This window comes from Egbenema bharatensis FJBBOT/2019, from assembly GCF_048077055.1.
GTDB classification, from domain to species: domain Bacteria; phylum Cyanobacteriota; class Cyanobacteriia; order Elainellales; family Elainellaceae; genus Egbenema; species Egbenema bharatensis.
Window position 1 is genome coordinate 7196783 of sequence record NZ_CP182236.1, and the last position, 22000, is coordinate 7218782.

Annotated in this window: 16 protein-coding genes and 1 pseudogene; 11 read left to right on the plus strand and 6 right to left on the minus strand. The window is 50.6% G+C overall.

The features are described from left to right. Window positions 1-77 precede the first annotated feature (77 nt). The 3 genes from ACM1PF_RS33470 to ACM1PF_RS33480 are packed head-to-tail and all read left to right on the plus strand — an operon-like array spanning window position 78 to window position 2899. Window positions 78-944, plus strand: a complete 867-nt coding sequence (locus ACM1PF_RS33470; protein WP_416670800.1) for an Rpn family recombination-promoting nuclease/putative transposase — start codon at window positions 78-80, stop codon at window positions 942-944. A 51-nt stretch (window positions 945-995) separates the two neighbouring features. Beyond that, window positions 996-1484, plus strand: a complete 489-nt coding sequence (locus ACM1PF_RS33475; protein ID WP_416670801.1) for a hypothetical protein — start codon at window positions 996-998, stop codon at window positions 1482-1484. After that, a complete protein-coding gene (locus ACM1PF_RS33480) occupies window positions 1439-2899 on the plus strand; it encodes a chloride channel protein (protein WP_416670803.1) in 1461 nt (486 codons plus the stop codon). Before ACM1PF_RS33475 ends, ACM1PF_RS33480 begins: the two co-directional genes overlap by 46 nt. On the opposite strand, the gene ACM1PF_RS33485 is transcribed toward ACM1PF_RS33480, so the two are convergent. Further along, complete coding sequence (locus ACM1PF_RS33485; RefSeq protein ID WP_416670805.1) at window positions 2849-3145, minus strand: hypothetical protein; 297 nt, start codon at window positions 3143-3145, stop codon at window positions 2849-2851. The genes ACM1PF_RS33480 and ACM1PF_RS33485 overlap by 51 nt on opposite strands. A 443-nt stretch (window positions 3146-3588) precedes the next feature. Then, a complete protein-coding gene (locus tag ACM1PF_RS33490) occupies window positions 3589-3762 on the minus strand; it encodes a hypothetical protein (RefSeq protein WP_416670807.1) in 174 nt (57 codons plus the stop codon). A 433-nt stretch (window positions 3763-4195) separates the two neighbouring features. Here ACM1PF_RS33490 and bchH point away from each other — a divergent pair, with 433 nt between their 5' ends. The 5 genes from bchH (at window position 4196) to ACM1PF_RS33515 (ending at window position 12099) form a co-directional block, all read left to right on the plus strand. Next, window positions 4196-8116: a magnesium chelatase subunit H gene (gene bchH, locus ACM1PF_RS33495; protein ID WP_416670809.1), complete on the plus strand. Its 3921-nt coding sequence runs from the start codon at window positions 4196-4198 to the stop codon at window positions 8114-8116. A 438-nt stretch (window positions 8117-8554) separates the two neighbouring features. Beyond that, on the plus strand, window positions 8555-8803 hold the full coding sequence (locus ACM1PF_RS33500; RefSeq protein ID WP_416670812.1) for an oligosaccharide flippase family protein: 249 nt from the start codon (window positions 8555-8557) through the stop codon (window positions 8801-8803). A 38-nt stretch (window positions 8804-8841) separates the two neighbouring features. Then, window positions 8842-9894, plus strand: a complete 1053-nt coding sequence (locus tag ACM1PF_RS33505) for an oligosaccharide flippase family protein (protein WP_416670814.1) — start codon at window positions 8842-8844, stop codon at window positions 9892-9894. Between the two features lie 14 nt (window positions 9895-9908). Continuing rightward, on the plus strand, window positions 9909-11027 hold the full coding sequence (locus ACM1PF_RS33510; RefSeq protein WP_416670816.1) for a tocopherol cyclase family protein: 1119 nt from the start codon (window positions 9909-9911) through the stop codon (window positions 11025-11027). Next, the gene (locus tag ACM1PF_RS33515) at window positions 11002-12099 is read left to right on the plus strand and encodes a glycerophosphodiester phosphodiesterase (RefSeq protein ID WP_416670817.1); all 1098 of its coding nucleotides are present in this window, start codon (window positions 11002-11004) and stop codon (window positions 12097-12099) included. The genes ACM1PF_RS33510 and ACM1PF_RS33515 overlap by 26 nt, the downstream gene beginning before the upstream one ends. A 135-nt stretch (window positions 12100-12234) precedes the next feature. Here the strand turns inward: ACM1PF_RS33515 and ACM1PF_RS33520 are convergent, their stop codons facing one another. Further along, on the minus strand, window positions 12235-12690 hold the full coding sequence (locus ACM1PF_RS33520) for a hypothetical protein (protein WP_416670819.1): 456 nt from the start codon (window positions 12688-12690) through the stop codon (window positions 12235-12237). A gap of 76 nt (window positions 12691-12766) precedes the next feature. Further along, window positions 12767-14368: a hypothetical protein gene (locus ACM1PF_RS33525; RefSeq protein WP_416670821.1), complete on the minus strand. Its 1602-nt coding sequence runs from the start codon at window positions 14366-14368 to the stop codon at window positions 12767-12769. Between the two features lie 227 nt (window positions 14369-14595). Here ACM1PF_RS33525 and ACM1PF_RS33530 point away from each other — a divergent pair. After that, window positions 14596-15560 (plus strand): annotated as a pseudogene (locus tag ACM1PF_RS33530) (aldo/keto reductase). Here ACM1PF_RS33530 and ACM1PF_RS33535 read toward each other — a convergent pair. Beyond that, window positions 15557-16240 (minus strand): response regulator, encoded by a 684-nt coding sequence (locus ACM1PF_RS33535; RefSeq protein WP_416670822.1) that lies wholly within the window; start codon window positions 16238-16240, stop codon window positions 15557-15559. The pseudogene ACM1PF_RS33530 and the gene ACM1PF_RS33535 overlap by 4 nt on opposite strands. Continuing rightward, the gene (locus tag ACM1PF_RS33540) at window positions 16241-17383 is read right to left on the minus strand and encodes a sensor histidine kinase (protein WP_416670824.1); all 1143 of its coding nucleotides are present in this window, start codon (window positions 17381-17383) and stop codon (window positions 16241-16243) included. It abuts the gene before it with no gap. 708 nt (window positions 17384-18091) lie between these two features. On the opposite strand from ACM1PF_RS33540, the gene kdpA reads away from it, so the two are divergent. Further along, window positions 18092-19780 (plus strand): potassium-transporting ATPase subunit KdpA, encoded by a 1689-nt coding sequence (gene kdpA / locus ACM1PF_RS33545; protein ID WP_416670825.1) that lies wholly within the window; start codon window positions 18092-18094, stop codon window positions 19778-19780. A gap of 92 nt (window positions 19781-19872) precedes the next feature. Next, on the plus strand, window positions 19873-21963 hold the full coding sequence (gene kdpB, locus ACM1PF_RS33550; RefSeq protein ID WP_416670826.1) for a potassium-transporting ATPase subunit KdpB: 2091 nt from the start codon (window positions 19873-19875) through the stop codon (window positions 21961-21963). Window positions 21964-22000 lie beyond the last annotated feature (37 nt).

A 22000-nucleotide genomic window follows, 5' to 3' on the forward strand; every position in this document is an offset into this window, starting at 1 on the left:
TGATGAACTCTCTCCATGCCTGGGAACTCTGGATCTCATTCCACTCCATTTTTTGGAGAACCTAGGTGCATTGACCCATGCGACGGGATTCGATTTTCTACGCTCTATTTCAGCAGTATCCTGCCCTCCTGTTCGACCTGCTGGAACACCCACCCCCCGATGCCCAACACTATCGGTTCGATGCCGTTGCCGTCAAAGAACCCAAATTTGAAATCGATGGGGTGTTCTTACCACCTGAAGCTGAAACGCCTGGAGTGGTGTACTTCTGCGAGGTGCAGTTTCAAAAGGACGAACAGCTTTACGAACGGCTATTCGGCGAGTCATTTCTGTACTTCTACCGCAACCGATCGCGCTTCAGCGATTGGCAGGCAGTCGTAATTTACCCCGATCGCCCCACTGAGCAGACCACGACCCATCCTTACCGGGCTTTACTCACCAGCGATCAAGTCCACCGAGTTTATCTAAACGAGTTGGGCGACATCCAACAGCTACCCCTGGGAGTCGCACTGATGGCTCTAACCACGGTAGACGAGGCAGATGCTCCAGCAGTTGCCCGATCGCTGCTCTCCAGATCAGGGCAGGAGAAGGAATCGCAGGCAGCTAATCGCACCATAATGGAGATGATCACGACGATCATGGTCTATAAGTTCACAGCGTTGAGTCGGCAGGAGGTGGAAGCAATGTTGGGGTTGAATCTGAAAGAAACACGAGTCTACCAGGAAGCCAAGGCGGAAGGACACGAGGAAGGACGAGAGGAAGAAGGCCGATCGCTCATTCTGCGTCAACTGAATCGCTGCTTTAGAACTTTGCCTGAAGACTTGCACGCCAAAATTACCAGCTTATCGATCGCCCAAATTGAGTCCCTGGCAGAAGCCTTGCTAGAGTTTCAGACGATCGCTGATCTGGAGAACTGGTTAAACCAGGATGGGTCAATTGATCCCTGATCCAGCACAATAAAAATAGATTCCCCTTGCGACCCACAGCCCGTTAAACGAATGAACCTGACTTTTCTTCGAGGGCTGACCCAATCTGAGCCTGCTCATCCGTCCTCCTCCCGCCTCGCCCATCTACTCGATCGCCTCCAACCCTCTCCAGAAACCCTGGTTCTGCTGTTAGCCGTCTTCATTGGTACGGGAGCAGGGGCAGGGGTAGTTTTGTTTCGGGCATTAATCCAGTTGATGCATCGATTGATGTTTGGTGAGGTATCGAGTCTCCTGTCGGCGTGGGGTCATTGGACATTGGCACTGATTCCCTTGCTCGGTGGCATGATGATTGGTCTGCTACGCTGGCGGATGCAGGACTTTGGCCCCGGACTGGCGACGCTGATGGAAGTGGTGCAGGGCAAGCGGGAACTGGTGCTGCTTAATCCCATTACCAAAATGAGTGCAGCATCTATCTCTCTGGGCAGTGGGGCTTCCCTGGGCCGGAAGGGCCAAGTGTGGAAATTGGGGCTTACTTTAGCTTGTTACTGGGACAGGCGTTGAAGGTCTCTCAGGAACGACAGCGTTTATTGCTCAGTGCTGGAGCGGCGGCGGGATTAGCGGCGGGATTTAATGCGCCGATCGCTGGTGTATTCTTCGCCCTGGAAATCGTCATGGGGTCAACCTTTGCTGCCTCAGCCGCCAGTGTGGTGCTGTTATCCGCCGTGATCGCTGCCTGGATTGCTCAGATTGGCTTAGGTTCTCAACCCGCCTTTGCCTTGCCTGCCTATGAAGTGCGCGGGGTCTTGGAACTACCGCTTTATATGGGCTTAGGTCTGGTGGCTAGCCTGGTATCTCTGGTCTACGTGCGATCGTTGCAGTTCTCGCAGCAGTGCTTTCAGGGAAAGATCGCGGGGCTGGAAGGATTAGCTCAAATTCCTCGATCGCTGCATCCGGTCATCGGTGGATTGTGTTTAGGATTGGTGGCATTAAACCTCCCGCAAATCCTGGGAGTCGGGTATGAAACGGTAGAATCCATGCTGCAAGATGTGCAGTTTCCCCTGCATCTGGTGATTTCCCTGCTGGTGATTAAGCTGATCATGACCGCCATCAGCTTTGGTAGTGGCTTTGTGGGTGGAGTCTTTGCACCTGCCTTATTTCTGGGAGCCTCCCTGGGATCCGCCTACGGCAAAATCCTGGCCATTACCTTACCAGGCGCAGAGAATTACATGGCATCCTCCCCCGCCTATGCCATGGTCGGCATGGCGGCCGTGCTGGCTAGTAGTGTTCGCGCTCCATTAACGGCAATTTTGCTCTTGTTTGAACTAACCCATGATTATCGAATTGTTTTACCGCTCATGGCGGCTGTTGGTTTAAGCATCTGGCTGGTTGAATACCTGCATCCTCAAACGATTATCGACAACACGCCAGAACCGGAACCCTCCGTGCCCCTGGCTGAACCCAGTCTCCCAGCTTCCCTCTCGGTGGCCGAAGCCATGCAGCCCGCCCCCCTACAGATTGCGGACAACTTACCCCTGGTGGTTGCCGTGCAGATGTTGTTAGATCATCGCAGCCATAGCGCACTGGTTCTAGACCAAGACAAACAACTGATTGGCATCTTAACCCTACGGGATGCTTATCGCTGGATATCGAAAAGCAAGACAGACACAGAGACTGATTCTTTATTGCAGCAACCCGTTCAGACGCTTTGTACCACTGAACTAGTATGCGCCTACGAAGATGAGTTAGTGACAGATGCAACCGATCGCATGTCTACCAGAGGATTACAACAGATTCCAGTTGTGGAACGCGATCGCCCCCAATCGGTTGTTGGGTTACTCACCCAGGAAGGAATCAATCTTGCCTACAGCCTGAGCCAAATTCGTGAAGCTCTGGAGCATCAGCTAGAGAAACCTGACTTTAAAGATTTAGCGAATGAAGGGGATAAAGGTACGAACGACCCGACGGATCCGGAGTAGATGGATGAGATATCGCAAATCCTCCGATACCGTTCCATATAGTTCCGGCTGTCGCTGCAACATTTCCTCCAATTCTGCATATTCCGCAGCCGTCATTGGCTCACCATCAATGGGCGATCGAGCTTCTGTGATCACCTCTGTCCGCAAAACTTCTTCGGGTAAATCCTCGGTCGGCGGTAGAGCAAAAGCGGCGATCGGTGAGGTCAGCAGAACAGTTTGAAGAACACACGATAAAAATTTCTTCATCTAGCCATAGATTTGAGCCAGAGTAGGACACTAACAAAACAGAGAAATGAACCAGAGGGATGTGAATGAACGCGAATAGTGCGAATAAAAAGTTGATACCAAGTCTGCCTGGTTAAGCAACACTGTCAGACTGATCCCTCACAGAATCAGCATATCTAGCAAGCAAGTCTATCAGGTGAATGCCTCTAACCAAGATGCAAGAAAAACTCCCTGCTCAATAAATCGTAATAAAGATACCGCTTCCAGTGTTGTTCCGATGTGCCGAAGCATCGGAGATAAAACTAAGACAGTTTGATCTGAAAACAGCCCAGAAACCACCCCAAGCGGGCGTAGATTCCGAACCTCCAAACACTCGATCGAGCCTTCGGAGTTGATTAAATGTATAAGAATGGCAGACTTGGCATCAACACAAAATGGACTCGGCTTGTCCGACTCAGCCGCTATTAAGGAGAAGGAGACTCTACGGGAGACTCGGCAGGAGCATCAGCTGGAGGAGCATCAGCCGGAGCGTCAGCCGGGGGAGTCGTCGTATCGGTGGTATCGGGGGTACCACAAGCAGCCAGAACTGTGGATAAGCCCAGAGCCAGGAACAATCCGAGCATAAGTTTCTTAGTCATTGAATTTCCCCTTCTATACAGTGAATTAACATCGACGAGATCAACGAGTGGAAGATTGCCGGCACAGCTAAAACAGCGGCAAATTCATTTCATCCCCGGACAGAGCACAGAATCACCAGCTTGCTAGAAGTAGCTTTACCAGATCTCTGCGACCGACCATTTGTGAACGAAACGGGCCATCTTCAAAAGCACTCTAGATACTTTTAGCAGATTAAATGATTATTTGTGTATCCGTACAAAGATAGGCTTCCTGTCTCAGTCTAAAGAGAGACGTTGCAAGATTGGATCAATGCAGTCGTGCAGGGACTTTTGCCGTTTCTTCAAGTCGAGCAGTTCTGGATGCTCTATGAGGATCTCTGGATAATCTCTGGGCGATCGAATTTACAATTGTTCATAGGAGCTATGGACTGAGCATTCATCTCAGGGAAAGGTTATGCAACGGATTGTTTTGATTGCTGGATTTGAATCCTTCAACGCAGACCTCTATCGGCAGGCCGCCAAACTGGCTGAAGACCGCTGTACTGATCTAGAGATTCAGGTCTTCAGCGATCGGGATTTAGCGGCAAACCCAGAGGCAGTCGAGGCAGCGCTACAAACCGCTCAGGTGTTCTTTGGCAGCCTGCTATTCGACTACGATCAGGTGCTATGGCTACGAGAACGAGTCCAATCCATCCCGATTCGTCTAGTGTTTGAGTCTGCGCTGGAACTGATGAGCCTGACGAAACTGGGTAAGTTTGCGATCGGGGATAAGCCGAAGGGAATGCCCAAACCCGTTCAATTCATCCTCAGTAAATTTGGTGGCTCTCAGCGGGAAGAAGACAAGCTAGCCGGATATCTCAGCTTCCTCAAAGTTGGGCCTAAACTCCTGAAGTACATTCCCGTTGGCAAAGTCCAGGATCTCCGCAACTGGCTGATCATCTACGGCTACTGGAATGCAGGCGGTTCAGACAATGTTGCTGCCCTCTTCTGGTTTCTCGCCAAAACCTACCTGGGACTTCAGGTGGGAGAAATCCCGGCACCGATCGAAACGCCCAATATGGGACTGCTCCATCCGGACTATCAAGGCTACTTTGAGTCCCCTCGGCAGTATTTAGAGTGGTATTTGGAGCGGGGAGTGGGGAGGCGGGAATGGGGAGTCGGGAGTCAGGAGTCGGGAGTCGGGAGTCGGGAGTCGGGGGTTGGAGGTTCAAACCATGCCTTCTCCATGCCCCAACTCGCAGGCAAGATGCCTGCCCTACGGACATCGTCTCCTCCGACGATCGCCCTTCTGCTTTACCGCAAGCACGTTATCACCCAACAGTCCTACATCCCACAATTGATTCGTCAGTTCGAGCAAGCAGGATTGCTCCCTCTACCGATTTTTATCAATGGCGTGGAAGGCCATGTGGCGGTGAGGGATTGGTTGACGACTAGCCATGAGCAATCCCAGCGACAACAGGGGACGATCGAAACGGCTTCTTTGTCGCCAGAGGCAGTGCAGGTGGATGCGATCGTTTCTACGATTGGGTTTCCGCTGGTGGGTGGCCCGGCGGGTTCGATGGAGGCGGGTCGTCAGGTGGAGGTAGCCAAGCGAATTCTCAGTGCCAAAAATGTGCCCTATTTTGTGGCGGCTCCGTTGTTGATTCAAGATATTCACTCCTGGACACGCCAGGGAATTGGTGGATTGCAAAGTGTGGTGCTGTATGCCTTGCCGGAACTCGATGGGGCGATCGATACCGTACCGCTGGGGGGATTAGTCGGCGATCGAATTTACCTGATCCCTGAGCGCGTTCAGCGATTGATTGGTCGTGTCAAAAGCTGGGTGACTCTACGCCAAACCCCTGCTTCTGAACGCAAGCTAGCGATTATTCTCTACGGGTTTCCGCCTGGATATGGAGCCACGGGCACAGCAGCTTTGTTAAATGTCCCGAAGTCCCTGGTCAAACTGTTGCAGGCATTAAGGGCAGAAGGTTACACCGTTGGTGATTTCCCTGAAGATGGAGAAGAACTGATTCGGCAGGTACGGGAAGCCGATGAAGCCTATGTCGGGCAGGTTCCGGCAGTCGGCAGCCTGGAGTCAGCTCCGATTACAACCGTTACGGCAAAATCTCTGGAGCATTGGCTCGGTTATCTGCTCACGACGCGAATTGAAACCCAATGGAAATCTTTGACCGAAAGCGGCATTCGCACCATTCCAGACGATCGCCCGGAGGAGTCGCGCTATCTGCTGGGGGGAGTGCAGTTAGGCAATATCTGGATTGGAGTCCAGCCTCCCCTCGGACTATCCGGCGATCCGATGCGCCTGATGTTTGAGCGAGATCTAACGCCCCATCCCCAATACGCTGCTTTCTACCAGTGGTTGCAAAATGAATTTCAGGCCAATGCGATCGTCCACTTCGGTATGCATGGCACAGTAGAATGGCTGCCGGGTGCTCCCCTGGGCAACACTGGCTACTCCTGGTCAGATATTTTGCTGGGCAATCTCCCCAATCTTTACCTCTATGCGGCGAATAACCCTTCAGAATCCATCCTGGCCAAGCGACGGGGCTATGGGACGCTGATTTCCTACAACGTTCCACCCTACGGCAGGGCGGGACTGTACAAAGAACTTGTTGCCCTACGGGATTTGATCAGCGAATATCGGGAAGATCCAGAGAAAAACTATGCCCTCAAGGAAGCCATTTGTAAAAAAATTCTGGATGCGGGACTGGAAGCCGACTGTCCGTTTCCGGAGGCTCGAAAACTAGGAATTGAATTCACGCCAGAAAATATCCGGCTCTTTAGCCAGCACACCTTCAACGATTACCTCGTCACCCTTTACGAATATCTCCAAGTCCTGGAAACCCGCCTCTTCTCCTCCGGACTCCACGTTCTGGGTGAACCCCCCACCCCCGAAGACCTCCGCCAATACCTCAATGCTTACTTCAACGAAGACATTCCCCCAGACTGGCTAAATACCCTATCCCATTCCTCACCCACCTCACCCACCTCCTCACCTACCCATCCACCCACTTCCCCTCCTCACTCCTCACCCCTCACTCCTCACTCCTCACCCCCCCTCGATCAGGTTCACCAAATCTGTACCCTCCTCAACCAAACCACCGATGAGTTAACCAACCTCCTGCGGGGACTCAATGGCGAATACATTCCTCCAGCCCCAGGAGGTGACTTACTGCGGGACGGCATTGGCGTATTGCCCACCGGACGGAATATCCATGCCCTGGATCCCTACCGGATGCCTTCTCCTGCGGCCTACGAACGCGGCCGAGCAATTGCCCAAAAAATCATCGCCCAGCATTTACAGGAACAGGGCAGCTATCCTGAAACGATCGCCGTCATGCTCTGGGGACTGGATGCAATTAAGACGAAGGGGGAATCCCTGGGAATTGTGTTGGAGCTGGTGGGGGCGGAGCCGGTCAAAGAAGGAACAGGTCGGATTGTGCAGTACGGCTTGAAACCGCTTGCAGAATTGGATCATCCCCGGATTGATGTCCTGGGGAACCTGTCGGGCATCTTCCGCGATAGCTTTGTCAACATCATTGAACTGCTGGATGATTTGTTCCAGCGAGCGGCAACCGCAGACGAGCCAGAAGCACAAAACTTTATTCGCAAGCACGCCCTGGCACTGGAAGCTCAGGGAATTACCAACTCCGCTGCTCGATTATTTTCCAACCCAGCCGGAGATTTTGGCTCCCTGGTCAACGATCGCGTCACGGATGCCAACTGGGAGTCGGGAGCAGAACTGGGTGATACCTGGCAGGGTAGAAACACCTTTAGCTATGGCAGGCAGGATAAGGGGCAGGCCCGTCCAGAAGTTCTGAATACCTTGCTGAAAAGTACCGATCGCATTGTGCAGCAGATTGATTCTGTAGAGTATGGCTTGACGGATATTCAAGAATACTACGCCAATACGGGCGGGCTGAAGAAAGCGGCAGAAATGCAGCGCGGACAGAAAGTGACGGCCAACTTTGTCGAAAGCTTTTCCAAAGACACCACACCCCGAAAACTGGAAGACCTGCTGCGCATGGAGTATCGCACCAAGCTACTGAATCCCAAATGGGCGGATGCAATGGCAGAACAGGGATCTGGCGGGGCCTATGAAATCTCTCAGCGGATGACTGCCCTGATGGGCTGGGCGGGCACGACCGACTTTAAGGAAAACTGGGTCTATGATCAGGCGGCAGATACCTATGCTCTGGATGCTGCAATGGCAGAAAAATTGCGCCAGGCTAACCCTGAAGCGTTCCGCAATATTGTGGGCAGAATGTTAGAAGCTCACGGTCGCGGCTTCTGGAGTCCTGATCAAGAAAAGCTGGAAAAACTGCGATCGCTTTACGAACAAACGGACGAAACATTGGAAGGAGTCACCCTTTAAGTGATTTCCCAATGAAGACCCGGTGAATGAAGACCCAGCGAAGGATAGATCAACCCCGATCAATTTTGATAGTCTTGGACAGAATCAGGAACGTTTCGATAACGTTCATTTCAGGGTCGCATTGGGAGCATTCCACTTTTGTAACCATGAACCCACCCCTACCCCTCCCAAAAGGGGATTTTATGGACATTCTCCTGGTTGAGCAAGGTGTCTTCAGAGTTTCCCCCTGATGCAGAGGTTCCAGTCAATAATTCTCAAGTCAAGACTCAAGAGACTCACTTCCATTTTTCAGGTCAATGTTCTTGCTTTTTTCACAATGGTTAAATCGCAGTGAAAGTTACGACCAGACGGGATGGAATTCAAGTCGGTTACTGGGTTTCATGATTAGATTGAATGAGCTATGCATCACCCCATCTATAAACACGGTTTTGCTGACACATGAGTAACCTGAAGAAAATAACGCTTACAGGGGCATTCTGGACGCTGATTGGCTACGGAGGAAGTCAGGTTCTACGCTTCGGTAGTAATCTGCTGCTGACTCGGTTGCTGTTTCCAGAATTTTTTGGCTTGATGGGGCTGGTGAATGTCTTCATCATTGGATTGGCTCTTTTCTCCGATGTCGGCATTGGGGTCAGCATTGTTCAAAATAAGCGGGGTGAAGAACCTGCCTTTGCCAACACTGCCTGAACCATGCAGGTAATTCGGGGGATTGGACTCTGGATTCTGTGTGTCGCAGGTGCAGTTCCCCTGCCCGAGCCTATAACCAACCTGAACTCCAATGGCTGATTCCCGTTGTCGGACTCAGTACTCTAATCGCAGGGTTTGAGTCTACTTCGCTGGGTATTTTACAGCGACGTATATCTCTGAAGGAGTTAACCTTTATTGAACTGGGAACCCAAACCGTTCAAATCGTGGTGATGCTGATTTGGGCTTACCTCAGTCCAACCATCTGGTCCCTTGTGGCAGGTGGCATGGCGGCGGCTCTCACTCGAGTCTTCTGGAGCCACCGCATCCTGCCCGATCGCCCGAATCGCTTCAGATGGGAACCCAGTGCTGTCCGAGAATTGTTTGATGTAGGTCGCTGGGTATTTCTCTCCACCGCCCTGACGTTTTTGGCAGAACAAAGCGATCGGCTGCTCCTGGGAAAATTCTTTAGCCCAGCTCTATTTGGGATCTACGGTATTGCCCTCATGCTGAGTGAAGTGCCGCGATCGGTGGCATTGTCCGTCAGTGGCAGGGTCATCTTTCCCGCCGTTTCTCAGTTGATCGATTTGCCACGTTACGAACTGCGAGAAAAATTGCTGCGGAACCGCCAAAAGCTACTACTGATGCTCACGGCAGGTATGATCGTTTTGATTGCATTGGGCGATCGAATCATTTTGTTTCTCTACGACGATCGCTATGCTGAAGCCGCCTGGATGCTGCCGATTCTGGCTCTGGGCATTTGGCCCAGATTGCTTTGCTCCACAATGGATGCGGCCCTGGTTTCCTTCGGCAAACTCCACTATGCAACCATTGGCAACTTTACGCGCTTAGTCTTTACGGTGGTGGGGATTCTGCTCGGCTATCAATGGTTTGGTAATGTGGGAGCCGTGAGTGCGGTTGCTTTGAATGATCTGGCTTACTATGCTGTGGTCATGTACGGGCTTTCCTATGAAAAGCTAGGCTGTACGGCTCAGGACATTAAAGCAACGGCCATGCTGTTTGCTGGAATCGGCATCATTGCGATGGTTCGGATTATCCTGGGAATAGACTTTCCGTTCGCAACCGCTTTTTAGGAGCCAATTGATTCATGCACGTCCCGCTTCAGACCCCCCACAGTGGCTATCACTGGGATGGTTCAAGCCGACGCTTTTTTGAAGGGTGGTACTACAGAGTCACTCTACCCGAAATCGCCCAAACCTTTGCCTTCATGTATTCGATCGAAGATCCGATCGGCGGTCAACCCTACAGCGGCGGAGCAGCCCAAATTCTTGGCCCGGATGGAGAATATCTTTGTCGAACTTTTCCTGATGTCCGCCAGTTCTGGGCCTGGGAACAGGCTCTGGGTTTAGGCCATTGGGGACAAGTGAACTTATCGGCAGACTCAGCGGCAGACTTACCCCAACCTCCCACCTATCTTGATCCAGCCGAATTCGATCGCCACCTTGATCAGGGAACCTTCGGTCAGGGCTATCAGGGCACTGCTACCTGGCATCAGGGATATCTGGCTGATCCGGGAACGAACCAAACGGCACGCTGGGCCTACACGATTCAGCCGCTGTATGGCTGGGGAAATCCCGATCGCCCTCAGCAATCCACCGCTGGCTGGTTGTCTCAGTTCCAAATTTTTGAACCAGGCTGGCAAATTTTGATGGCGCATGGGTGGGCAACGGGTTGGATTGAGTGGAATGGCCAGCGTTACACTTTCACTCAGGCTCCGGCCTATGGCGAAAAAAACTGGGGGGGAGCCTTCCCGCAAAAATGGTTCTGGTTGAATTGCAATGCCTTCGAGGATGAACCCGATCTGGCATTAACGGCGGGGGGAGGCCGACGGGGGGTGCTGGGCTGGATGGAATCGGTGGCTATGATTGGGATTCACTATCGCGGCCAGTTTTATGAGTTTGTCCCCTGGAATGCTCAGGTGCAGTGGGAGATCCATCCCTGGGGCTACTGGCGAATGACGGCTGAAAATTCGCACTATCAAGTTGAGTTAACTGGAACTACGACTGAATCTGGAACTCCCCTGCGGGCCCCCACCATTCAGGGTTTAGACTTCTGCTGTCGGGATACGATGAACGGTCACCTGAGTTTAGAACTGCGGGAACAGGGGGAAGGCCGTACCATGACGCTGCTCAGAGCAAAAAGCTCCCTGTGTGGGCTGGAAGTGGGAGGACAACCCTGGGATGAAATCTGGCGATCGGCGAGCTAACCCTGGATATCAGCAAAAACCTGTGACAAACTATCCTACCCTCTCCGGAAGACCGCCCCTGATCATTGCCCATCGGGGTGCCAGTGGCTATTTACCAGAACACACCCTGGAAGCCTATCAACGGGCGATCGAATTGGGTGCTGATTTTATTGAACCCGATCTGGTGATCACCCGCGATGGTGTTCTGATGGCTCGCCATGAACCGAACTTAATTGAAACCACCAATGTCAGTGAGCTGCCAGAGTTTGCCGATCGTCGTCGTGTTGTTGAGATTGATGGACAGCCTGTGGCAGGTTTTTTTTCTCACGACTTTACCCTGGCTGAAATCAAGCAGCTACGGGCCAGGCAACCCCGTCCGTATCGAGATCAGTCGGACAACGATCGCTTCCAGATCCCAACGCTATCAGAAATTTTAGATTTGGTGCAGCAGGTGAAGGCAGCCACAGGACGCAGGGTTGGGATTTATCCAGAAACCAAACATCCCACCTACTTTCAGCAATTGGGATTGGGGTTGGAGGCACCGTTGATTCAAACGCTCATGGAGTATCACTTTGTTGATCCCAAACGAGTCTTTATTCAATCCTTTGAGGTCTCCAATCTCAAGGATCAACTAGTTCCCTTGATGGCAGATTATAGGATTAATCTACCGCTTGTGCAGTTGTGTGATGCACTTCATCTTCAACCCTACGATTTTGTGGTGAATCAAGATTCGCGCACCTATGCCGATTTAGTTCATCCCGATGGACTTAAAGACTTTGTTTCCACCTACGCCAGCGCGATCGGCCCCTGGAAACGATCGATTGTTTTCACCGAGGCGATCGAGGCGATCGAGGAACAGAATCCGCTTCAGACCAACGAACGCCTGACGGGAAAAGTGTCATCCATCATAACCGATGCCCATGCCGCAGGACTGGCGGTTCACGCCTACACCTTTCGCAATGAACCCCAATTTCTAGCAGTGGATTATCACAACGATCCGATCGCTGAGTATCAGCAGTTTTACCACCTGGGTATTGATGCTGTGTTCTCTGATTTTCCTGACACTGCCCTTCAAGCCAGGTTATGGGATTAAGTTGACTAAGCAGACAAGATGCCCACCCCACAAGAGGTGCTGTCAATCATTCTGTTTTGTTGACTGGGCGGGCAAGATGCCCACCCCACAAGAGTTATAGGTTATTCAATTTGCCTGCTCGTGAATCTTAATCCATCAAAAGTCAAACCGTCGGGCCGTCATCAGTTTATAACCGCCAAAGAGGGAGGCAAACGAGAAGAGAAACGTTACTAAACTCGTAGGACGCAGCACCACCCCTCCACTCAAGAACACAAACAGGATGCCCAGTCCGATTAAAATCCAGCCAAAGTCTCGTCCACTCCGACCGGCAAACAGTAGCGTTAAGAGTCCACCCGTCAGCATCAGGACTGATCCCATCGCTGGAATCCCACGCCACCAGAAGCGGGAGAACTGAGTGGTGAAGAAAATATTTTGTCCCAAGAAATAGATCCCAGCCAGAATCAGCAACAAGCCAAGAATTTGATTAAAAAGACGCATAGCGGTATCCGTAGTTAGACCAGGAGTAGACGTAGATGAGTCGTGATCAGCCTCGATCGCCAAGGCACTGCATTTCGCAGCCCAATCCAGTATGCCCGGAAAAAGCTGGCTCATTTTCATTTGTCGCCTCTGGGGCCGCAGGTTCAGGAAAAATGTAAAACAACTTTAGAATTATGCATTCGTTGTGAGATTATTCCCGATGCCGTTTCAATCTCCCAATCAAGCGAATCACATGGCTGGCTCCCTGATTGAAAAAGTGCTCTGTTAGGGTATCTTCCCCACCCCAGATTGGAATGGCTCCACCAATGCGAGTGAAGGTGTCATAAACAATAAAGCTAGCTACCTTGCCGTGCTGTCCAGCCGCAGAATAGAGCATCTGACAGGGATAGGCAATATTGCCAATCATCAAGGGAATCATCCCAACAAAAAAGGCAAGCCAAGGAATTTCTTTTGACTCTGCGGCGGATTGAAACATTCTAAATCCGGTGTAAACCGTCCGAGAAAGCGCGCCTCCCATTAATAGAATTAACGCCAACGTAAATTCGTTGATAAACCCTGCGGCATAGACGATCGGGAAGATGCCATACTCCACCGCTTTCACAAACACCTTCATGCCCAGGTGAACGCCCAAATCGCTGACATAATCACTCCCACTTTCCCGATCTAAGCGGGCGAGTAAGTCGTCGGATTCTTCATCTGTGAGCTGATGGCGATCGCGCCAGGCTTCAATACGGCGAATCACATAATCTCTGGCAACTTTCGTCCGAAATCTTCTTGAAATAATCAATTTACATAAATCTCGGAAGAACCCAGTAAAAGAGATATTACGGATTTTTTGAGTAATTTTGACGGGTAAATCAACAAATAGTTTTTTGACAACTTTAGGTACAACTTTTTTGAGTTCTTTAATGTACCAGAGCGGGGGAAATTTCAGGTAGCGATCGGCTTGAGTCTGAGTAATTTTTCCCAGGCGAAGCTGACAGAATACTCCCCGCTTCAGACGACTCAACGATCGCCATTCTCGCTGATAATGATCTAGTTTGCCAATATGATCTAGCAATTCATAGTAGCGCTCGTTGCCGACCCTTTCCTTCAGCGTATCTTCATGCTGATAGGTGTAAGCAATTAACTGCTTGACATCAACATCATCAAACAAAAAGGTTTTATGCTTATAGCATTTTGGCAAATAAAATGAAAACAAAGTGGAAACATTCAAGGGAAATAGGGCTGGTACTCCTGATTCCATATCAATCCAGACAAAGGTGCGATCGCCCTGCTCTGTATCGATGACCAAGAAGTTGTTGAGAGCAACGGGATTGCCCTTTCCCGCCTGCCAAACTAACCCATCAAATCCGGATTCAATCAACCGTTTCTGCAACGGCTCCATGACTTTGTGGAGTAGCTCCTCAATCTCCTGACTGCCTCTAGGGTCAAAGGGTTGACGGAGTGCCGAATTCCGACCCGGAATAAATTCTGCATCTAACTGATTCGCCTGGAGTTCTTCATTCCATTCTGCCCCGATCGCTCTGGCAATTTTCAGCTTAGAATCAAACCAATACTCAACTAAAATATCTAAAATTTTTCTGCGGTAATAGCCACATTGTAGAAAGTCACCATTCCAAATATAGGGATTATCTGCCCCTAATAAAACATAATGCACCAGGCTGGCTAGAGAATCCCCTGAAAACACTTTTCGAGCAATCTGACCCGATGGAGTTTCAATCAGGAATACCTGCCCCGATCGCCCTGCGCCTAATTCCTTGGCTTCTAAATTTGTTTGCAAATGGCCCATTTTCGAGTAGCAGTTACTAATAGCGTTGCTGCAGGTATGACGTAGTTATAGATATAGCCTTCCCAACATAGCCTCTCTAAAGGTTGGTTGCTTCTTACCATAGATGGATTGTTGTCACAGCGCGGACTATGGCGATCGATGGATTCTTTTCTACAGACCATGACTGATGCCCATTGGCTTTGTACAGTAGTAGAAACGGGAATATTCACTTCAGGGATGAACAGTTTATGATGATGCAATCATTGGGCAACTCTGGAATCCAAATTACGCCAATTATTTTTGGCACCTGGCAGGCGGGAAAAAGTGGCTGGGTTGGAATCGAAGATGCAGACGTGATTCAGGCCATGCGATCGGCGTTTGAGGCAGGAGTGTCTACCTTTGATACAGCGGAAGTCTATGGTAACGGCTATTCAGAGCAGCTTGTGGCAGAGGCTCTGGCTGACGTGCGGGATCAGGTTGTGTATGCCACTAAGGTGTTTGCCAATCATCTGGAATATCAGCAAGTGATTGAAGCCTGTGAAGGATCACTCAAACGCCTGAAAACGGACTATATTGACCTGTACCAGATTCACTGGCCAGCGGGTTCATTCAAAAGTAAGGTGGTTCCCATTGAAGAAACCATGAAGGCATTAACCGATCTGAAGCAGCAGGGCAAAATTCGGGCGATCGGCGTTTCTAATTTTTCCCGAGATCAGCTGGCAGAGTCCGCACAACATGGGCAAATCGACAGTATTCAACCGCCCTATTCGCTGTTCTGGCGACAGGTGGAGCAGGAAATTATGCCCTATTGTATGAAAAACAATATTTCCATCATTGCCTATTCCGCTTTAGCTCAAGGGTTACTGACAGGAAAATTTGCCCCTGATCATCAATTTGAAGAGGGTGATATTCGGGCTAAGAATAAGCTGTTTCAGGGTGAACACTATCAGCGGGCCAGGCTGCTCTGGATCAACTCCGGCCGATCGCTGAACGCCACGGCTGTACGCTGGCGCAACTGTCTCTAGCCTGGTTGATTGCCCAACCGCAAACTAGCGCGATCGTAGGAGCACGCAATGCCGAACAGGCGATGCAAAATGCTCAAGCCGCAGATGTGAGCCTAACCCCAGACGATCTGAAGGAAATCGATGCGATCGGCCGGACAGTAACGGATCATCTGGATGCTGATCCGGTGATGTGGAATTTTGCGGCTTAATTGGGGTTGAGAAGTTCATTCGGGACAAATCCCTTCTGAATCGCCAGGATTGCCGCCTGTGTTCGATCGCGTACTTCCAGCTTTTGCAAGATGGTGTGAACGTGAACTCGCACAGTTCCAGGTGCGATGTAGAGCATGGTGGCAATCTCCTGGTTGCTTTTACCTGCGGCGATCAGGGCTAAGATCTCTTGCTCCCGCTTAGTTAACGGGTTTTCGTTTGCCTGGGAAAGGGTTGGCGGGAACGCCAATTCTTGCTGAAAGGCAGCCTGAATTTCCCTTGTAGCAGTCGTATCCCACCAGGAAGCCCCTGCTACCACCGATCGAATCGCCAAAATCAGTGATTCCGCAGGAATGCCTTTGACGCAATACCCGTGAGCCTGAGCCTCGATTAAACGGGCAATCAACGGAGCCTGGGAATGGGAGGTTAAAGCTAGAACGGGAAGCTGGGGATGCTGTTGTTTGATCTGACGGCAAGCTTCCACACCGCCAATGCCGGGAAGCCCCACATCCAAAATCACAATATCAAACGGCTGCTGGCTGGCGAGTTCGATCGCCATTTCTCCATCCTCGGCTTCAGCCGCAATGTTGAGATCATCTTCCTGCTGCAACCGGGTGGAAAGCCCCAGTCGGAACAGTTCATCGTCCTCTACAAGCAAAATTTGGATGGTGGAAGGTTTCATTTATTCTGTACGCTTGCCACTGTGGGATCGATCTGGCAGGTAGGGAGTCTCATCCGTCACAGAAGGTAGCTGGAACGCAAAAGTTGCTCCCCGCGGCGATCGTTGTTCTGCCCAAATTTTACCGCCATGCGCTTCAATAATCTGACGGCTCAGATAAAGTCCCAGTCCAGTGCCTTTAGCTTGACGATCGCTTTGCCCTTGATAGAAGCGATCGAACAGGTGAGATAATTCGCTGTCCTGAATGCCCTGCCCTTCGTCCATAATCTGTACCACATGATGGTTGTGCTTCAGGGTAATTGCGACTTCGACTCGTCTACCTCGCAGGGAGTGGTTAATGGCATTGGCAATCAGGTTGTAAAAAACGCGGCTGAGTTGGAGCGGGTCGGCATTGACCCAAGCGGGCTGGCGAAAGTCGGATGTGCCCGATCGCAGGCGAATATGAATTTGGCGGGTGGAGGCAAGCTGCGTCAGGCTGGTGATCGCCTCTTCCGCCAGGGTGAAGAGATCGAGCCTTTGGCAGTGAAGCTGTAAACCTTCGGCATCATTACGGTAGACATCCAGTAAAGTTTCCACCAGTTGCAGTGTAGTCTGGTGGCTGCGGATCATCACGTTTAGCACCTTGCGTTGTGCCAATGTTACTGCCCCAAATTTTTCTGCTTGAAAGGCTTTAAGGGTTTCGATCGCCCCCAGCATCGGCGTTTTCAAATCGTGCGTCAGCGTGGAAACAAAATCTTCCCGGACTTTGGCCAACTGCTCCTGAGCGATGATCTGGGTTCGTTGCCGAGTCACCGCTTCACTATAAAGCCGTAGCCGATCGCTCAACCATGCCGTCACCACCAATGCCAATACTGTGATCATGCGATTCGCCACAGTGATAGCTGTAATCGGTTCAAGCCCTGGAAAAATCAGATTGAGCAACGTCAACGCGACAGAAACTCCTGCGATCCCAATCGTTGCCTGCCGACTCAAACGGGCACTGGCTAACAGCACTGCTCCCACATAGAGATAGCCAAAGACAAAAGGTGGAGGGGTTGTGTATTCCAAAAAGGCGACGATGATAAACAGCCCGATGATGAACCATTGCACCCTACGGGGAGTTGAGATGGGATGCTTGAATTGAGCTGTTAAGGATGGAGGAGGCATGATCAGTCTTCCAGGTTTTCTGATAACTTGAGTTTGGTTCAGGCGAAATTGTCAATCTATTCTAGGGAATAAAATGGCGATCGGGTAAGAAAATATATCAGATGATATAGCAGTTTAGGGACACCAATTAAACGCTGATATATCTACAGTTTAGATAGAAAAATATAAATCACTTCTAAACGGCTTCTTATACCTTGTTTTTTAGGTTTAAGTCGTCAAAAATAGCAACAGAGTTGATTGTCAGAATAGAACCCAATTAAGAGTTGGCTTCTAGAGAGAAGTTAGAGCAAGCAACATCTTTAAACCGAATTTCTCCATGCTGACTTTCTTATCTTTATCTATTCGCCCAATCGGTTCATTCTAACCAATTTCTCTATATTGCGATCGTCTCTCTTCGGTGAGACAAATCAGATGGAACCTAAACTAATCTCGCAGAAAATACAGTTCAACAGTATTCATCGCGGAGTCACTTTAAACGAAATTCGACTTCCAGAACAATGCTTCTTTTTGGGATTAATCCGTCAAAAGCAAATAATTTTGGCCTCTAAAAATCCTACTGTTCACGATCAAGACATTCTACTTGCTGTAGCAATCAATTCTTCCCTTGCACCTGGATTGAAAGTGTGTTTACAACAGACCCGTTATGTGTCCTGGTTGCAATCACACGATCGATTCGTTTCGCTTTAAAGATGTTTCAAACTAAAACCTATGGCTTCAGGATTTTTGCAGATCGCTTTAGTTTTACTGATTCTTGCCTTGGTCGCCCCTTTGCTGGGAGGCTATATGGCGCGGGTCTTTCTCGGACATCCTACCTGGCTAGATGCGATCGCAGCACCGATCGAGCGACCGATTTGGGCATTGAGCGGCATTCAGGTGGGTAAGTCTATGAACGGAGGACAGTACATTCGGGCTGTACTCGTCAGCAATCTGGTCATGGGTGTGTTGGTATATCTCATTTTCATGACCCAGGGAATTTTGCCGCTCAACCCAACAGGATTGTCGGCTCCTAGCTGGGATCTGGCTCTGCATACCGCCATTTCCTTTGTCACCAACACCAACCAGCAGCACTATTCCGGCGAAACCACCTACACCTACTTCAGTCAGGTGGGAGCGTTGGGGTTCCTCATGTTCACCTCAGCCGCAACTGGAATTGCCGTTGCGATTGCCTTTATTCGAGGACTCGCAGGGCAACCAATTGGCAACTTCTACGTGGATTTAGTCCTGTCCATTACGCGAATTTTGTTACCGATTTCCGTAGTGGGGGCGATCGTCTTACTGATTGCTGGAGTCCCGGAAACGCTGGCGGGTCCAGCTCAAGCTACAACTTTGGAGGGGGCAACCCAGTACATTGCCCGTGGTCCAGTTGCCCATTTTGAAATCATTAAAGAATTGGGGGAGAATGGCGGCGGATTTTTTGGCATTAATTCTGCCCATCCGTTTGAGAATCCCAATAATTTCACTAATTTGCTGGAAACCGTCATTATGATGGTGATTCCGGCAGGCTTAATCATCACCTACGGCATTATGGCGGGCAACCCAAAGCAGGGGTGGCTAATTTTTGGGATGGTGTTCATTCTGTATGCGGTGCTGGTGGGGATAGCGGCGATCGGCGAGTTTCAAGGCAACCCGTTGGTGAATGCGGTTTTGGGCGAACAACAGCCCAATTTGGAAGGGAAGGAAGTTCGGTTTGGTTGGGCGTTAACGGCACTGTGGGCAGTCTCTACCACTGGAACTATGTGTGGTGCAGTGAATGGGATGCATGACTCGCTGATGCCAACTGGCGGATTTGTCACGCTATCGAATATGTTTTTGCAAATTGTTTGGGGAGGGCAGGGAACGGGAACCGCCTACCTGTTTGTCTTCCTGATTCTCACCGTTTTCCTGACAGGATTAATGGTAGGGCGCACTCCTGAATTCCTGGGTCGCAAAATTGAAAAGCGCGAAGTGATTCTTGCCAGTATTGTTTTACTGGTACATCCGATCGCCATTCTGGTTCCAGCCGCCATCACTCTGGCATTCCCAGATACCCTTGCTGGTATAACAAACCCCGGTTTTCACGGCATCTCTCAGGTGGTTTATGAATATGCCTCTGCGGCTGCCAATAACGGTTCAGGGTTTGAAGGGCTGGACGATGACACCGTTTGGTGGAATCTGAGTGCAAGTTTCTCCCTACTTTTAGGACGGTACGCTCCCATCATTGCGCTGATTTTGTTAGCAGATAGCCTGGTTCGCAAGCAGCCTGTTCCCGAAACTACAGGGACGTTAAGAACCGACACGGTTCTATTTACCAGTGTCACCGCAGGTGCAATTTTGATTCTGGGGGCATTGACCTTTCTTCCCGTCTTAGCCCTTGGCCCGATCGCAGAAGGGTTTCAGCTAGCCAGTCGTGCATTTTGATTCTGGGTTTTGATTCTGGATCTTGATTCTGGATTTTGTTTCTGGATTTTGTGTTTGTGCTCTTGAACTTGTGATTTTAGATTGAACTGAATATGACCTCCAATCAATCCGCATTACGACAGCCCGGTGAACCACGCCACGATCGCCGACATACCCCAAAGGCAAACCTCTCTGGCTTATATCAACGGGCATCTCGAGAAGCTTTCTTCAAGCTTGATCCCCGCATCATAATTAAAAACCCGGTAATGTTTGTGGTGTGGGTAGGAACGTTGATTACGGCGTTATTAACGGTAAATCCCAACCTGTTTGGTGATGCTGCCATTGAGAATGCTGTTTTCTTTAATGGGTTAATTACCCTCATTTTGCTGTTCACGATCCTATTCGCAAATTTCGCTGAAGCAGTGGCAGAAGGACGAGGCAAAGCCCAGGCAGATGCCCTCCGTTCAACCAAATCAGACACGATCGCCCGTAAGCTGTCCTCAGATGATTCCATTGAAGAAGTGAGTTCAACCCGTCTCAAGAAGGGCGATCGGCTGCTTGTGGTGGCAGGAGACATCATTCCGGCGGATGGCGAGGTATTGGAGGGAGTTGCTTCGGTAGATGAGTCTGCCATTACCGGAGAATCGGCTCCGGTGCTAAAGGAACCTGGCTCAGACGTTGCCAGTTCTGTTACGGGCGGAACCCGCATTATTTCCGATGAACTGGTGATTCGAGTGACCTCCGATCCCGGCAAAGGCTTCATCGATCGGATGATTGCCCTGGTGGAAGGGGCAGAGCGATCGAAAACGCCCAACGAAATCGCGCTGACGGTGTTACTGGCGGTTTTGACTCTGGTGTTCCTGATTGTCGTTGCCACACTTCCCCCTCCTGCGAACTACATCAATAGCCCCGTTGCCGTCACGCTGTTAATCGCCCTGTTGGTGGCTCTCATTCCCACAACGATCGGCGGTTTGCTAAGTGCGATCGGCATTGCAGGCATGGATCGGGTGGCGCAGTTTAACGTCGTTGCCACCTCTGGGCGGGCAGTAGAAGCCTGCGGTGATATTAATACGCTGGTGCTGGATAAAACCGGAACGATTACCCTGGGAAACCGTTTGGCGGAAGCCTTCATTCCCCTGAACGGCTACAGCGAAAAGGATGTTGCGACGGTTGCCCTTGCTGCCAGCCTATTTGACACGACCCCAGAAGGAAAGTCGATCGTCCGTTTGGCGGAGAAATTAGGAGCGACTGTCCCTTTCGATCGAACCCAGGCAGAAGGCATAGAGTTTTCGGCTCGTACCCGCATGAGCGGCACCGATCTGGCAGATGGGCAGGAGGTACGGAAGGGAGCCGTCGATGCCATTCGGGGGTTTGTGCGTTCCCGTGGAGGGCAAGCTCCAACGGATTTAGACAGTGCATATGAACAGGTTTCCCGGTTGGGTGGCACTCCCCTTGCTGTTTGCCAGGATAGCGAGATCTATGGGGTGATTTACCTGAAGGATATTATCAAACCCGGTATCCGCGATCGGTTTGATCAGTTGCGCCGGATGGGAGTTCGGACAGTAATGCTGACAGGCGATAACCGGATTACTGCTTCAGTGATTGCCGAGGAAGCCGGAGTCGATGACTTTATTGCGGAGGCAACGCCAGAAGATAAAATTCAGGTGATTCAAGCGGAACAGGCGAAAGGCAAGCTAGTTGCCATGACGGGGGATGGAACCAACGATGCTCCTGCCCTGGCGCAGGCAAATGTCGGTTTGGCAATGAATTCGGGCACCCAGGCGGCTAGAGAAGCAGCAAATATGGTGGATCTGGACTCAGACCCAACCAAGCTGATTGATCTGGTCACGATCGGCAAGCAACTCCTGATTACACGCGGAGCACTCACCACCTTTTCGATCGCCAACGACATCGCCAAGTATTTTGCCATTATTCCCGCTATGTTTGCCGCTGCCGGAATTGGGGCACTCAACATCATGGGACTCAACAGCCCTCAATCTGCCGTCCTGTCTGCCTTAATTTACAATGCTTTGATCATTCCCGTTCTCATTCCCCTGGCATTAAGAGGGGTAAAATTCCGTCCTTTGACCGCAAACCAACTGTTGCAACGCAATATTCTGATTTACGGTTTAGGTGGTGTCATTGCTCCGTTCATTGCCATTAAAGTAATTGATGTTTTAATCGGTGCAGTTGGTTTAGCATAATTCTTCACGTAATCTTCCCGATCGCTCCTCTATTTCC